Genomic DNA, 14,002 nt, shown 5'->3' with positions numbered 1-14,002 from the left:
AGGTAAATCACAATGCTGTATCCGACTGATCTGAAGTATTCCAAGTCCCACGAGTGGGTGAAAATGGAGGACGGCGTGGCCGTCATCGGTATTTCCGACTTTGCCCAGGACGCCCTGGGCGACGTGGTGTTCGTGAACCTGCCCGGCGAGGGCGACGACGTCACCTGCGGCGAGGCCTTCGGCGACGTGGAGTCCGTGAAGGCCGTGTCCGACCTGGTGTGCCCCGTCACCGGCACCGTGTGCGCCGTCAACGAGGATCTGCTGGACCAGCCTGAGCTGCTGAACAAGGCTCCCTATGACGCGTGGCTCATCAAGGTGGAGAATGTCACCGACACCGAGGAGCTGCTGGACGCCGCCGCCTACGAGGCCTTCTGCACCGAGGAGGGCTGAGCATGGGCAGCTATGTCCCCTCCACCCAGGCCCAGCGGGAGCAGATGCTCCGCGCCGTGGGGCTGGAGAATGTCATGGACCTGTACCGGGACGTGCCGGAGCAGATGCTGCTGCGGGAGCCGCTGCACATCCCCGACGGCATGAGCGAGCTGGAGGCCGCCCGGGCGGTGTCCGCCATGGCCGCCGAAAACCGCACCTACGCCACCATTCTGCGGGGCGCGGGGGCCTATGACCACTACATTCCCTCCATCGTCAAATACATCCCCGCCAAGGAGGAGTTTCTGACGGCCTATACCCCCTATCAGGCGGAGATGAGCCAGGGGCTTTTGCAGTCTATCTTCGAGTATCAGACCATGATCTGCGAGCTCACCGGCATGGACGTGTCCAATGCCTCCGTGTATGACGGGGCCACCGCCGCCGCCGAGGCGGCGGCCATGTGCCGGGAGCGCAAGCGCCGGGTGACCCTGATCTCCGGCGCGGCCCATCCGGACACCATCAACACCGTGCGCACCTATTGCTACGGCACCGGCGACGAGCTGCGGGTGGTGCCGGTGAAGGACGGCAGAACCGATATGGACGCCCTGCGGGAGATGCTGGACGACGGCGTTGCTTCCTTCTATGTGCAGCAGCCCAACTTCTTCGGCCAGTTCGAGGACGCCGAGGCCCTGGGCCAGCTGGCGCACCAGGCGGGCGCCAAGTATATCATGGGCTGCAACCCCATTGCTCTGGCCATTATGAAGACCCCCCGGGACTGCGGCGCGGACATCGCCGTGGGCGAGGGGCAGCCCTTGGGCCTGCCTCTGGGCTGCGGCGGCCCGTATCTGGGCTACATGGCCGCCACCGACAAGCTCATGCGCAAGCTCCCCGGCCGCATCGTGGGTGAGACCACCGACGACCAGGGCCGCCGGGCCTACGTCCTGAGTCTCCAGGCCCGTGAGCAGCACATCCGCCGGGAGAAGGCCAGCAGCAACATCTGCTCCAACGAGGCCCTTTGCGCCCTGACGGCAGGGCTGTACATGGCCACCATGGGCCCCGACGGCATGGCGGAGGCTGCGGAGCAGTCCATGGCCAAGGCTCATTATCTGGAAAAGGCCCTGTGCGCCCTGCCCGGCGTGGAGCCGGTGTACGGCGGGGCGTATTTCCACGAGTTTGTCCTGAAAATGCCCCGCAGCCAGGAGCTGCTGGAGGCCCTGGACCGCCGGGGCATCCTGGGTGGTCTGCCTCTGGGCGACGACCGGGTCCTGTGGTGCGCCACGGAGAAGGTCAGCCGCCGGGAGCTGGACGAAGCCGTATCCATCGTCAAGGAGGTGCTGGACAGATGAAGCTGATTTTTGAAAAGAGCGTGCCCGGACGCCGGTGCACCATCCTGCCCGCCTGCGACGTGGAGACCGCGGCCCTGCCGGAGTCCCTGCGGCGGAGCGATAAGCCCGACCTGCCCCAGCTCAGCGAGACGGACATCTCCCGCCACTATACGGAGCTGTGCCACCAGGTCCACGGCGTCAACTGCGGGTTCTATCCCCTGGGCTCCTGCACCATGAAGTATAACCCCCGCATCGACGAGGAGATGGCGGCCCTGCCGGGCTTCACCAACTGCCATCCCCTGGCTCCCAGGGAGTCCCTGGCCGGTATGCGCCATGTGCTGGACACCGCCCGGGAATATCTCTGCGAAATCACCGGCATGGACGGCATGACCTTCCAGCCGGCGGCGGGCGCTCACGGCGAGTTCACCGGCGTGCTGCTGATCAAGCAGTATCACGACGCCCGGGGGGACAAGAAGCGCACCAAGATCATCGTTCCCGACTCCGCCCACGGCACCAACCCCGCCACGGCGGCCATGTGCGGCTATGAGGTGGTGAACATCGCCTCCGGCCCCGACGGCTGCGTGGACCTGGAGAGTCTGAAGGCCGCCCTGGGCGACGACACCGCGGGTCTGATGCTGACAAACCCCAACACCGTGGGCATCTTCGACAAGAACATCCTGGAGATCACCCGGCTGGTCCACGAGGCCGGCGGCCTGTGCTACTACGACGGAGCCAACCTCAACGCCGTGATGGGCATCGTCCGCCCCGGCGACATGGGCTTTGACTGCATCCACATGAATCTGCACAAGACCTTCGCCACGCCCCACGGCGGCGGCGGTCCCGGCGCAGGGGCCGTGGGCTGCAAGGCGTTCCTGACGCCCTATCTGCCCCATTCCGCCCTGGCGGAGGAGGAAGGGCATATCCAGGTCCGCAGCTTCATGGGCAACTTCCTGGTGGTGGTCCGGGCGCTGACGTACCTGCTGACCCTGGGCCGCCAGGGCATCCCCGAGGCGGCGCAGAACGCCGTGCTCAATGCCAACTACCTGCAGGAGAAGCTCCGGGGCACCTTCCAGCCGGCCTATGACCGCATCTGTATGCACGAGTTCGTGCTGGATCTCAGCGGCCTGAAGAAGGAGACCGGCGTCTCCGCCCTGGATGTGGCCAAGTCCCTGATTGACGAGGGCATTCATCCGCCCACCATGTACTTCCCCCTGATCGTCCATGAGGCCCTGATGCTGGAGCCCACGGAGACCGAGGGACCCGAGGTCCTGGACCAGGCGGCGGAGGTGCTGCGGATGCTGTACCAGCGAGCCTACGATGACCCCGAAGCCATGCACGATGCACCCCACCATATGCCCATCGGCCGTCCCGACGAGGTGAAGGCCGCCCGGCACCCGGTGCTGCGGTGGAAACGGGCGTGATCTCATCAACGGAGGAAGAAGCTATGTCTGATTATCAGCTCATCGTTATCGGCGCGGGGCCCGGCGGCTATACCGCCGCCCTGGAGGCCGCCAGGCTGGGGCTGCACACCGCCGTGGTGGAGCGCCGGGAGGTAGGCGGCACCTGCCTGAACCGGGGCTGCATCCCCACTAAGACCCTGCTCCACGCCTCCCAGGTATACCGGGACGCCGTGGACGGCTCCCCTGCCGGGGTCCACGCCGGGGACATCACCTTCAATCTGGGAGAGATGTTCGCCTATAAGCGGGCCGTTTCCGAGAAGCTCCGGGGCGGCATCCACGCCCTGCTGAAGGGGGCTAAAGTGGACCTGCTGGAAGGCGCCGCCCGCATCGACGCCCCGGGCCGCGTCACCGTTGCCGGCCCGGAGGGGGACACGGTTTACACCGCCGACCGCATTCTGGCCGCCACCGGCTCCGTGCCGGTGCGCCCGCCCATCCCGGGACTGGACCTGCCGGGGGTCATGACCTCCGATGAGCTGCTGGAGGGCAGCGACAGCCTGTATGAGTCCCTGGTGATTATGGGCGGCGGCGTCATCGGCGTGGAATTTGCCACGTTTTACGCGAACCTGGGCTGCCGGGTCACCCTCATCGAGGGCATGGACCGGCTGCTGCCCACCATGGACCGGGAGCTGGGTCAGAACCTGGGCCAGATCCTGAAAAAGCAGGGGGTAGAGGTGCTGACCTCCGCCATGGTCCGGCGGGTGGAGCAGACGCCGGAGGGCCTGACGGTCCATGTGGACCAGAAGGGCAAGGAAAAGGCCGTGTCCGGCGAAAAGGTCCTGTGCGCCATCGGACGCCGTCCCTGCTGGGACGGGCTGTTCGCCCCGGAGCTGGTTCCCGAGACCCGGGGCCGCAGCCTGCTGGTGGATGAGGACTTCCGCACCAGCATCCCCGGGGTCTATGCCATCGGCGACGTGTCCGCCGTGATCCAGCTGGCCCATGTGGCCGCCGCCCAGGGCATCGCCTGCGTGAATCGTATGTGCGGCCGCCAGGCCGCCACGGACCTGAACGTGGTGCCCAGCTGCATCTACAGCAGTCCCGAGATCGCCGTGGTGGGCCTCACCGAGGCCGAGGCCAAGGAGCAGGGCATCAACGCCGTGTCCGGCAAGTGCACCATGTTTGGCAACGCCCGGACGGTCATCGAGGACCCGGGCCGCTGCTTCATGAAGCTGGTGGCCGACCGGGATACCGGCCGTCTCATCGGCGCGCAGCTGATGTGCCAGCACGCCAGCGACATCATCAGCCAGCTCAGCGCCGCCCTGGTAAACGGCCTGACGGTGGGGCAGCTGCTGTCCGTTATGCGGCCCCATCCCTCCTTCGAGGAGGCCATGACCGAGGCTCTGGAGCGCCTGGCCGAAAAGCTGTAACAACCTATACCGGCAAGCGCTCTCCCCCGGGTGCGGAAAATCTTCCGCACCCGGGGGTTTTTGTTGCATTTGCAATTGTGAAATGTCTTGTCATACTATATATTGTAGGTGACAGGGCGGCAGGTACTCCTATATCTTGTGTCTATTGTACAGAATCGACAAAATATCCAGGGGATTTTCGTCAGGCATTTTCCCCATATTTAGGGCTTTGGGCTTGCATCAGCACAGGATATGGTATATGATTAAGGGGCTGATTGACCGCTGCCCATTGAGGCAGCTTTTGCTATGGAGAGAGAAAAAATCAGGAGAAAGGACAGGCGATACACATGAAGATCATCAAGCGCAACGGGGCTGAGGTCCCCTTCGATATCCAGAAAATTGAGGTGGCCGTCACCAAGGCCAACAACTCTGTGGCCGAGGCCGACCGCATGACCCCGGTGCAGATCGGGCGCATCGCCGAGTCCGTGGAGCTGCAGTGCCAGAAGATGAACCGCGCTCCCACCGTGGAGGAAATTCAGGACATGGTGGAGCACCACATCATGGCCCACGGGGCCTTTGAGGTGGCCAAGCACTACATCACCTATCGCTATACCCGGTCCCTGGTGCGCAAGGCCAACACCACCGACGACAAGATTCTCTCCCTCATCGAGTGCAACAACGAGGAGGCCAAGCAGGAGAACTCCAATAAGAATCCCGTGGTGAACTCCACCCAGCGGGATTATATGGCCGGCGAGGTGTCCCGGGATATCACCAACCGTCTGCTGCTGCCCCAGGATATTGTGGAGGCCCATGAGGAGGGCATCATCCATTTCCACGACACCGACTATTTCGCCCAGCATATGCACAACTGCGACCTGGTGAACCTGGAGGACATGCTGCAAAACGGCACCGTTATCACCGGCACCATGATCGAAAAGCCCCATTCCTTCGCCACCGCCTGCAACATCGCCACCCAGATCGTGGCCCAGGTGGCCTCCAACCAGTACGGCGGCCAGTCTATCAGTCTGACCCACCTGGCCCCCTTTGTGGAGGTCAGCCGCCAGAAGATCCGCCGCATCGTGCTGGCGGAGATGGCGTCCATCGGCGTGGACCCCGGCGAGGAGAAGATCAGCGAGCTGGTGGAGGCCCGCCTGCGGGAGGAGATCCGCCGGGGCGTGCAGACCATCCAGTATCAGGTGGTGACCCTTCTGACCACCAACGGACAGGCCCCCTTCATCACGGTGTTCATGTACCTGAACGAGGCCCGGAACGAGCGGGAGAAGAAGGACCTGGCCATGATCATCGAGGAGATGCTGCTCCAGCGGTACCAGGGCGTGAAGAACGAGCAGGGCGTGTGGGTGACCCCCGCCTTCCCCAAGCTGATCTACACCCTGGAGGAGGACAACATCCACGAGGACGCCCCCTACTGGTATCTGACGGAGCTGGCCGCCAAATGCACCGCCCGCCGCATGGTGCCGGACTATATCTCCGAGAAGAAGATGAAGGAGCTCAAGGGCGACGTGTACACCTGTATGGGGTGCCGCTCCTTCCTGACCCCGGACCGTTTTACCGATGCCGGGATCGGCAACGTTGCCAACGCCGGAAATTACGAGCCCGGCAAGCACAAGTACTATGGCCGCTTCAACCAGGGCGTGGTCACCATCAACCTGCCGGACGTGGCCCTGTCCTCCGGCGGAAACACCGAGAAGTTCTGGCAGATCTTCGAGGAGCGGCTGGAGCTGTGTCACAAGGCCCTGCGGTGCCGCCACGAGCGGCTGCTGGGCACCACCTCCGACGCGGCCCCCATTCTGTGGCAGTATGGTGCCCTGGCCCGGCTGAAGAAAGGCGAGACCATCGACAAGCTGCTATATAACGGCTATTCCACCATCTCCCTGGGCTATGCGGGCCTGTACGAGTGCGTGAAATACATGACCGGCAAGAGCCACACGGACCCCGCCGCCACCCCCTTCGCCCTGGCCATCATGCAGAAGATGAATGACAAGTGCAAGGAGTGGAAAACCGCCGAAAACATCGACTACTCCCTGTACGGCACGCCGCTGGAGTCCACCACCTATAAGTTCGCCAAGTGCCTGCAGAAGCGCTTCGGCGTCATCAAGGGCATCACCGACAAGGGCTACATCACCAACAGCTATCATGTGAACGTCACCGAGGAGATCGACGCCTTCACCAAGCTGGAGTTCGAGGCCCAGTTCCAGCACCTGTCCCCCGGCGGCGCCATCAGCTATGTGGAGGTGCCGGACATGCAGAACAACATCCCCGCCGTACTGGAGGTAATGAAGTTCATCTATGACCACATCATCTACGCCGAGCTGAACACCAAAAGCGACTATTGCCAGGTCTGCGGCTGGGACGGCGAGATCCAGATCGTGGAGGAGGACGGCAAGCTCATCTGGAAATGTCCCCGGTGCGGCAACACCGACCAGGATAAGATGAACGTGGCCCGCCGCACCTGCGGCTATATCGGGACCCAGTTCTGGAACCAGGGCCGCACCCAGGAGATCAAGGACCGGGTGCTGCACCTGTAAGGGGTTTCCTTCCGCCGTTTAGTAGTATATATTACCTAAAAGGAGCAATATCGTGTACTATGGCAATCTGAAAAAATGTGATATTGCCAACGGCATCGGGGTCCGGGTGACGCTGTTCGTGTCCGGCTGCACCAACCACTGCCCGGACTGCTTCCAGCCCCAGACCTGGGACTTTCACTATGGAAAGCCCTTCACCGATGACACCCGGGCGGAGATTTTCGCCGAGCTGGACAAGCCCTATGTCAACGGGCTGACGGTGCTGGGGGGCGAGCCCTTTGAGCCGGAGAACCAGCGGGACCTGCTGCCGCTTCTGCAGGAGGTCCGGCGGCGGTATCCGGACAAGAGCATCTGGTGCTTCACCGGCTTCCGGCTGGAGGACGAGCTGCTGCGGGAGGGGTCCCATCCCCGGTGTGAGGTAACGGACCGGCTGCTCTCGTGCATCGACGTGCTGGTAGACGGACGGTTCGTGGCGGCGGAGAAGGACATCAGTCTGCAGTTCCGGGGCAGCCGGAACCAGCGGGTGCTGGACCTGCCCAAAACCCTGGCCGCCGGGCAGCCGGTGATTTGGGAGCACCTGAAAAAATGAAAAAAACAGCGGGCATCCGGTGCAGAAGCCGAGTGCCCGCTGGATATTTATTCGGGATGCGTATCAGCTGATCTGGGCCGGGTCCGGAGTCTTTCGCCAGAACCAGGTCATAAAGACCAGGGCCATCACCAGGCACAGGGCCTCGGAGATCACCGGCGCGAACCAGATGACACTGCCGCCCCATACCGCCGCCAGCAGCAGCAGGGCGCCGGCCTGCAGTGCCAGGCCACGGCCCACGGAGATGCAGATGGCCGGGCGGGGCCGCTCCACTGCCGTCAGGAAGCCGCCCATCAGCACGTTGAAGCCCACCATCAGATAGCACAGGCCGTACCGCCGCAGGGCGTCCACCGAGGAGAGGTTCAGCGCCGGGTTTTCGTCCCCCAGGAAGGCGTGGACGATCTGGGGCGCCAGCAGCTGCACCGCGCCGAAGCACAGAACGGTCATACCCACCAGAGTTACCAGACCATAGCGCAGCAGGCGGCGGCAGCCGCCCCGGTCCTTCTGGCCGTAGTGATAGCTGATCAGGGGCTGGGACCCCTGGGACACCCCCAGCATGATGTTCAGGATCAGGGTGTTGATGTAAGCGATGATGGTGTAGCTCACCAGGCCGTCCTGGCCGATGCAGCGCAGGATGGTGCGGTTGAACAGGAAGATCATCACGCCGTTGCACAGCTCCGTAACGCCGTCGGACACGCCGATGGGCAGGAGCCGCCGGTAGATATGCCAGTCGGGCCGGAAGCGCACCAGGTGGAAGGTGGTGCGCTTGCCCAGGAAATGGGTCAGGTAGATCACACACGTCAGCAGCTGAGACAGGCCCGTGGCAAAGGCCGCGCCCCATGCGCCCCAGTCCAGCAGGAAGATGGCCACATAGTCCAGCACGCAGTTGGTCAGGCACCCGGTGATCACCGTGACGATGGCCAGGGTGGGCCGTCCGTCGGTTTTCACCAGGATCTCCATGTTGTACGAAACGATGAAGCACACGGCGAAGGGGGCCAGACCCCGCAGATAGTCCTTGGTATATTCCAGCGTCACGTCCTTGGCCCCCAGCAGCATGGCGAAGGGCTCCAGGAAGATCAGCACCAGGGCGGTGATCACCAGGCCGATGACCACCAGCACCGCCAGATTCTGGGAAAACAGGCTGTTGGCATTTTCCCGGCTGCCCTGGCCCAGGTAGATGGCGATGATGGTGCTGGTGCCCACGGCAAACAGCACGGCGATGGAGAACATGACATTGGTGAAGGGGACGGCCAGGTTGACAGCGCTCATGGCGTATTCACCCACGCCCTTCGCCACGAACAGGCCGTCCACGATGGAGTACAGGGAGAACACCATCAGGGAGGCCACCGTAGCGGCGGAGAAGTGGAGGAACTGGGAGAGCAGACTGCGCTTGTTCAGCATTTTGGATGATTTTCCTTTCCTTTCAGCGGCGTACCGCAAATACTACTGCCATTATATCCGAAATTTTCCAGCCAGTCAAGTCCCCGGGCGCTTGAAAACCGGCGTAGAGTTTAGTATAATGAATAAAAAGAGAGTTTGGGGAGGTTTTTATCATGAAAATATACGTCATGGATGCATTCGCCGCCAAGCTGTTCGGCGGCAACCAGGCAGGGGTGGCCCTGCCGGAGAGGGACGTCAGCGACGAGACCATGCGCCTGATCGCCGCCGAGCTGAAGCATTCGGAAACCGCCTTTGTCCGGCCCCGGGCCGATGGCAGCGTGGACCTGCGCTATTTTACCCCGGCGGGGGAGGTGGAGCTGTGCGGACATGCCACCATTGCCGGCTTTGCCCTGCTGCGGCGGCTGGGCCTGCTGGCCGACGGCCGACATGTGGCCCACACCAAGGCAGGCGACCTGCAGATTTCCGTGGATGGCGACGTGGTGTGGATGGACATGGCCCCGCCCCGGTGGCTGGGAGAGCTGACCCGGGTGGAGTGGGAGCCGCTGTACCGGGCCTTCGGCCTCACCGGCGCGGACCGGCCCCGGGACCTGACGCCCCAGATCGTGTCCACGGGCCTGGCGGATATCATGATGCCGGTGCGGGACCGGGAGACCCTGCTGCGGGCCCGTCAGAACGAGACGCTGGTGGCGGAGCTGTCCCGGCGGCAGAAGGTCACCGGCGTGCATATGTTCTGCCTGGGGGACAAAACCTGCACCGCCTGGTGCAGCAACTTCGCCCCTCTGTACGACATTCCGGAGGAGTGCGCCACCGGCACCTCCAACGGAGCCCTGACCTATTACCTGTACCGCTATGGCCTGGTGCAGCCGGACCGGGAAAACGTCTTCATTCAGGGAGAGCATATGCGCCGTTCCTCGGAAATACGCAGCCGTCTGACGGTGGAAAAGGGCGACGCCCTGATCCGGGTAGGCGGCCGGGCCGTACTGAGCCTGTCCGGCGAGATTTACGCCGACTGACACAGCAAGCCCCCGGATACCGGGCAGTGGAAGCTGTCCGGTATCCGGGGGCTTTTTGCGTGTATAATCCTGCGTCAGGCCTTGGCGTCCTTGATGAAGATGAAATTCTCCATCAGGTCCATGCGGTCCAGCACCGCCTCCACCCGGGTCTGAACGCCCATGATGTCCGTGAACACCAGGGCGCCCTCCTGCTGCCGGACGGCGGCCACATTTTTGCACACCAACTGTTTTTCGCCGTCATGCATACGATAAACCGTGGAAAGACACATGGCTCATTCCCCCTTCAGCACCACCAGCGCCTCCGCCAGCTTCTTGTTGCCCACCTCAAAGTCCACCACGGCGTCGTGGATCAGCTGGGCCGCCTCGCTGTCGCCCAGGTCGTGGGCCAGCTCGTGCAGCTCCTGGGCGTGGTGCTGGTTGTGGCCCAGCATATAGGTCAGCATAGCCACCCGCTCCTCCAGGCCGGTGTGGCCGTGGTCATGGGGGTGATCGTGGTCATGGTCGTGATGATGCTCGCACATAGTGATGCTCCTCCCTGCTTTTTTGCCCATTTTAGCACGGCAAGGGGCTAAAGTCAAACCCGGATGGGGCCACTTTTCCCGACCAAAGTCCTGTTTCTGTCATATTATGAACACATTGGCCAATAATGTATAAAATGTATAAAATCATTGACATTTTTTTCGCAATTCTGTATAATTTAGTAGTAATTTGTCGTGCCATGCAGGATGGAACAAACGACGTTAGGAGGAAAGAGATAATATGAGGGACCTGAAACACCTGATCTTTATGGAGGATCTGCTGCAGGAGGCCAACAATGATCTGGTCAAGCAGGCCAAGGCCGAGGGCCGCCGGGCTTTGGGCTACACCTGCAACTTCATGCCGGAGGTTCTGCTGGATCTCGCGGGCTGCTTCTCTGTGCGCCTGCGGGCCCCCCGCAGCGGCTCGCCGGACATGGCCACCTACTACATGTCCGCCCGGACCTGTCACTTCGGCCGCAGCCTGATGGAGCGCGCGTTGGAGGGCGGGTTCAACTTCCTGGATGCCCAGATGGCCACCGAGACGTGCACCGTCACCTGCCGGTTCCAGGAGCACCTGATGCAGAAGCACCTGGACTCCGTGAAGGACATGGACATCATCCAGAACCCCGACTTCTTCTGCGAATTCACCGACGTACCCTTCAAGAAAACCGAGAACAGCTATCTGCACTATCGCCAGCAGCTGCAGGCCCATGTGCTGGATCCCCTGGCCCAGAACTTCGGCATCGACACCTCAGACGAGGCCCTGCTGAAGGCCATCGAGCAGCACAACGAGGTCTGCCGCCTGATCACCGAGATCGGCAGCTACCGCAAGCTGGACGTGCCCACCATCACGGGGTATGAGTTCCACGTGATCCAGCTGGCCAGCCTCACCTGTCCCAAGGACCTGATCCTGCCCTATCTGCGGGAGACCGCGGAGGAGCTGAAGACCCGCCAGCCCGACGCCAAGCCCGCCTATCGCTGCAAGCTGGTGCTCTCCGGCGCCGAGAACGACGACCCCAACTTCACCAAGCTCATCGAAAGCTGCGGCGCCCTGGTGGTGGCGGACCGCTACTGCTACGGCAGCCTGCCCGGCCGGGAGGAGATCGTGGTCCAGCCCGGTCAGGCCCCGCTGGACGCCATCGCCCGGCACTATCTCAACTTCAGCATGTGTCCCCGGTTCATGGGCCAGGACGAGATGCGCGGCCGCAAGAAGTATCTGGCGGACCTGGCGAAGGAGTACAAGGCCGACGGCATCATCGTGGCCAGCAACAAGTTCTGCGAATACTGGAGCTATGAGCGCACCATCGACACCATCGTCCTCAACCGGGACTTCGGCATCCCCGTATGCTCCATCGAGAAGGAATACGTCAACGCCGCCTCCGGCCAGCTGCGCACCCGCTTCCAGGCGTTCATCGAAAGCGTTGAGATCAAGAAGATTCAGGAGGGCGCAAGAAAATGAAAAAGTTCGATCTGAAAAAGACCGTGGCCAAGGCCAGGAGCCTGGACTATAAGAAGCTGGCCCGGGACTTCGTATACGGCAAGCCCGCCGGCGAGCGCCGCCTGGGCGACCTGTACATGGACAAGACCGGCCTGTATAAGCACCGGGAGTGGCGCGGCATCAAGGACACCTTCTACTACTTCAACAAGGTGTGGCTGTATAACTACGGCATGATGGTCTACGATGTCATGCGCTACGGCGGCATCGTCACCTTCGCCAAGGGCTGCTGGCGCTACCGCTGGATGGGCCAGACCTATCTGCCGGTGCTGCACTGGTTCGACCGCGGCATGGAGGGCCTCCGGGGCGAGGCGCTGCGGGCCTGCCCGTGGCACTATCGGGGCATGGTCAACGCCACCATCTTCCAGTTCATGCAGATGTTCCGCAACGACCTGAACCTGAACAAGTCCGACAAGGTCCGGGCCAAGCACGACAAGACCATGGCCCACGACGAAACCGTGTGGGGCGGCGTCTTCTACCCCTTCAGCAAGGAGGTGGAGAACGTTCCCCTGCAGATGGTCCCCTATTTCGTCACCTGCCACGTGAACAACCACACCGTCCTCAACTACATCGACGCGGTGCAGTCCCTGGGCCTGCCCGGCGACCCCTGCCCCATGTGCCAGGCCGAGGCGGGCCTGTTTGTGCTGGACGATGTGCCCGATTACTACAAGGCCGTCATCACCTCCAACGAGGCCTGCGACGGCTCCGTGGCCACCTCCATTCTCCAGGACTGGCTGATGGACAAGCCCCTGTTCGCCATGCCCCAGCCCATGCAGTTTGACGATCCCCTGGTCCAGGAGCACTGCCAGCGGGAGATCGAGGAGGCCTGGAAGTTCATCGGGGAGCAGACCGGCGCGGCCTTCGACTGGAACCAGCTGGTGAAGCGGCTGGAGAGCCAGAACGAGCTGCAGCGTTTCGAGTGGGAGAAGTGGGACGTGGCCGCCAATACCGATTTCTATCCCATCAACGGCGTGTCCCAGGCCCTGTACCGCATCTACCAGAGCCAGTACGGCGACCTGCCCGGCTGGCACGAGATGGACAAGAAGGTCCGCAAGATCATGGAGAAGTGCGTGGAGCAGCGCATCAACAGCTTCCCCCTGACCCGCCACCGGGTCATCGCCTGGTCCTGCGCCCCTCTGTATTACTCCAACTGGTGCACCTGGGCCTATAACTGCTGGGGCCTGAACACCATCATCAACATGGACTCCCTGATGTTCAACATGACCATCCGCACCGACAGCTACAGCCACACCCTGGCCGACATGGCCCAGTATCACGAGTGGGCCCCCATGCGCCGGATGGCCGTTGGCGGTATGCACCACATCTTCGAGCTGTGGGAGAACATGGAAAAGTTCCACTGCGACATGGTGGTCATGTATGACCAGCTGCTGTGCAAGGGCATGCAGGGCGTTCACGGTATGTTCGAGGACGAGTTCCGGGCCCGTGACGTCCACGCCATCTGGCTGCCCCACGCCCTGCCCGACAAGCGCAATGTCTCCCGGGCGGAGATCCGCTCCATCATCAACGACTACATGACCACCGTCATGCACGAGGAGCCCATCGACCCGTCCCTGCTGGAGTTCGACGATTCCCAGAGCTGGTAAGGAGGAAAGAAAATGCGTAAGGTGTTGAAAATTCTGAAAAAGGTTCTGTTCATCGGGCTGGGCGTGTATGCCGCCCTGTTCGCCGTCTTCTTCTTCGATCTGGACGGCAAGGCCCTGTTCTATGGCGTGGAGCCGTTCCTGTGCCGCCACTATGACCGCATGGAGCGCCGCGACCCCCTGAAGCAGCCCTATGAGACCACCAAACCCCACTACGAGTACAACAAATAAGGAGTAATTGACTATGAAATATTACGGCGGCTGCGACGTAGGGTCCACCTACACCAAGGCAGTGATCCTGGACGAAACCGGCAAAATCTGCGCCGATACCACCATCCGCAGCAAGATCAA

13 protein-coding genes are annotated in these 14,002 nt (G+C 62.5%); 10 read left to right on the top strand and 3 right to left on the bottom strand.

The window, feature by feature from the left end; genetic code table 11:
- The first annotated feature begins 12 nt into the window (after window positions 1-12).
- The 6 genes from gcvH (at window position 13) to nrdG (ending at window position 7,626) form a co-directional block, all read left to right on the top strand.
- A complete protein-coding gene (gene gcvH, locus LKD37_RS07890) occupies window positions 13-390 on the top strand; it encodes a glycine cleavage system protein GcvH (protein ID WP_302928708.1) in 378 nt (125 codons plus the stop codon).
- 2 nt (window positions 391-392) lie between these two features.
- Window positions 393-1,712 (top strand): aminomethyl-transferring glycine dehydrogenase subunit GcvPA, encoded by a 1,320-nt coding sequence (gene gcvPA, locus LKD37_RS07885; protein WP_302928707.1) that lies wholly within the window; start codon window positions 393-395, stop codon window positions 1,710-1,712.
- Window positions 1,709-3,112, top strand: coding sequence for an aminomethyl-transferring glycine dehydrogenase subunit GcvPB (gene gcvPB, locus LKD37_RS07880; RefSeq protein WP_302928706.1), 1,404 nt, complete (start codon window positions 1,709-1,711; stop codon window positions 3,110-3,112). Before gcvPA ends, gcvPB begins: the two co-directional genes overlap by 4 nt.
- Before the next feature lie 23 nt (window positions 3,113-3,135).
- The gene (lpdA, locus tag LKD37_RS07875) at window positions 3,136-4,515 is read left to right on the top strand and encodes a dihydrolipoyl dehydrogenase (protein ID WP_302928705.1); all 1,380 of its coding nucleotides are present in this window, start codon (window positions 3,136-3,138) and stop codon (window positions 4,513-4,515) included.
- A gap of 326 nt (window positions 4,516-4,841) precedes the next feature.
- Window positions 4,842-7,040 (top strand): anaerobic ribonucleoside-triphosphate reductase, encoded by a 2,199-nt coding sequence (gene nrdD, locus LKD37_RS07870; RefSeq protein ID WP_302928704.1) that lies wholly within the window; start codon window positions 4,842-4,844, stop codon window positions 7,038-7,040.
- Window positions 7,041-7,092: 52 nt separating this feature from the next.
- Window positions 7,093-7,626 (top strand): anaerobic ribonucleoside-triphosphate reductase activating protein, encoded by a 534-nt coding sequence (gene nrdG, locus LKD37_RS07865; RefSeq protein WP_302928703.1) that lies wholly within the window; start codon window positions 7,093-7,095, stop codon window positions 7,624-7,626.
- Window positions 7,627-7,689: 63 nt separating this feature from the next.
- Here the strand turns inward: nrdG and LKD37_RS07860 are convergent, their stop codons facing one another.
- Window positions 7,690-9,024: an MATE family efflux transporter gene (locus LKD37_RS07860; RefSeq protein ID WP_302928702.1), complete on the bottom strand. Its 1,335-nt coding sequence runs from the start codon at window positions 9,022-9,024 to the stop codon at window positions 7,690-7,692.
- A 152-nt stretch (window positions 9,025-9,176) separates the two neighbouring features.
- On the opposite strand from LKD37_RS07860, the gene LKD37_RS07855 reads away from it, so the two are divergent.
- A complete protein-coding gene (locus tag LKD37_RS07855; RefSeq protein WP_302928701.1) occupies window positions 9,177-10,037 on the top strand; it encodes a PhzF family phenazine biosynthesis protein in 861 nt (286 codons plus the stop codon).
- A gap of 74 nt (window positions 10,038-10,111) precedes the next feature.
- On the opposite strand, the gene LKD37_RS07850 is transcribed toward LKD37_RS07855, so the two are convergent.
- The gene (locus tag LKD37_RS07850) at window positions 10,112-10,306 is read right to left on the bottom strand and encodes a CooT family nickel-binding protein (RefSeq protein ID WP_302928700.1); all 195 of its coding nucleotides are present in this window, start codon (window positions 10,304-10,306) and stop codon (window positions 10,112-10,114) included.
- Window positions 10,307-10,309: 3 nt separating this feature from the next.
- Window positions 10,310-10,558 carry a DUF8180 domain-containing protein gene (locus LKD37_RS07845; RefSeq protein ID WP_302928699.1) on the bottom strand — a complete coding sequence of 83 codons (249 nt, stop codon included), beginning with the start codon at window positions 10,556-10,558 and terminating at the stop codon, window positions 10,310-10,312.
- A gap of 238 nt (window positions 10,559-10,796) precedes the next feature.
- Here LKD37_RS07845 and LKD37_RS07840 point away from each other — a divergent pair, with 238 nt between their 5' ends.
- Genes LKD37_RS07840 through LKD37_RS07830 form a run of 3 tightly spaced genes read left to right on the top strand, consistent with a single transcriptional unit; the run spans window position 10,797 to window position 13,882 of the window.
- The gene (locus LKD37_RS07840; RefSeq protein WP_302928698.1) at window positions 10,797-12,014 is read left to right on the top strand and encodes a 2-hydroxyacyl-CoA dehydratase family protein; all 1,218 of its coding nucleotides are present in this window, start codon (window positions 10,797-10,799) and stop codon (window positions 12,012-12,014) included.
- Window positions 12,011-13,654 carry a 2-hydroxyacyl-CoA dehydratase family protein gene (locus LKD37_RS07835; protein WP_302928697.1) on the top strand — a complete coding sequence of 548 codons (1,644 nt, stop codon included), beginning with the start codon at window positions 12,011-12,013 and terminating at the stop codon, window positions 13,652-13,654. The genes LKD37_RS07840 and LKD37_RS07835 overlap by 4 nt, the downstream gene beginning before the upstream one ends.
- A 12-nt stretch (window positions 13,655-13,666) precedes the next feature.
- The gene (locus tag LKD37_RS07830) at window positions 13,667-13,882 is read left to right on the top strand and encodes a hypothetical protein (RefSeq protein WP_302928696.1); all 216 of its coding nucleotides are present in this window, start codon (window positions 13,667-13,669) and stop codon (window positions 13,880-13,882) included.
- Window positions 13,883-14,002: the final 120 nt, after the last annotated feature.

It is taken from the genome of Brotocaccenecus cirricatena, assembly GCF_020687045.1.
Lineage (GTDB): Bacteria > Bacillota > Clostridia > Oscillospirales > Oscillospiraceae > Vescimonas > Vescimonas cirricatena.
Note: the sequence above shows the minus strand (reverse complement) of the source record. Positions and strands in the feature narration are given on the sequence as shown.

Bases quoted from the DNA above. Each gene is read 5' to 3' on its own strand.
- gcvH (WP_302928708.1), top strand. From the start codon at position 13: ATGCTGTATCCGACTGATCTGAAGTATTCCAAGTCCCACGAGTGGGTG.
- gcvPA (WP_302928707.1), top strand. From the start codon at position 393: ATGGGCAGCTATGTCCCCTCCACCCAGGCCCAGCGGGAGCAGATGCTC.
- gcvPB (WP_302928706.1), top strand. From the start codon at position 1,709: ATGAAGCTGATTTTTGAAAAGAGCGTGCCCGGACGCCGGTGCACCATC.
- lpdA (WP_302928705.1), top strand. From the start codon at position 3,136: ATGTCTGATTATCAGCTCATCGTTATCGGCGCGGGGCCCGGCGGCTAT.
- nrdD (WP_302928704.1), top strand. From the start codon at position 4,842: ATGAAGATCATCAAGCGCAACGGGGCTGAGGTCCCCTTCGATATCCAG.
- LKD37_RS07860 (WP_302928702.1), bottom strand. From the start codon at position 9,024: ATGCTGAACAAGCGCAGTCTGCTCTCCCAGTTCCTCCACTTCTCCGCC.
- LKD37_RS07855 (WP_302928701.1), top strand. From the start codon at position 9,177: ATGAAAATATACGTCATGGATGCATTCGCCGCCAAGCTGTTCGGCGGC.
- LKD37_RS07850 (WP_302928700.1), bottom strand. From the start codon at position 10,306: ATGTGTCTTTCCACGGTTTATCGTATGCATGACGGCGAAAAACAGTTG.
- LKD37_RS07845 (WP_302928699.1), bottom strand. From the start codon at position 10,558: ATGTGCGAGCATCATCACGACCATGACCACGATCACCCCCATGACCAC.
- LKD37_RS07840 (WP_302928698.1), top strand. From the start codon at position 10,797: ATGAGGGACCTGAAACACCTGATCTTTATGGAGGATCTGCTGCAGGAG.
- LKD37_RS07835 (WP_302928697.1), top strand. From the start codon at position 12,011: ATGAAAAAGTTCGATCTGAAAAAGACCGTGGCCAAGGCCAGGAGCCTG.
- LKD37_RS07830 (WP_302928696.1), top strand. From the start codon at position 13,667: ATGCGTAAGGTGTTGAAAATTCTGAAAAAGGTTCTGTTCATCGGGCTG.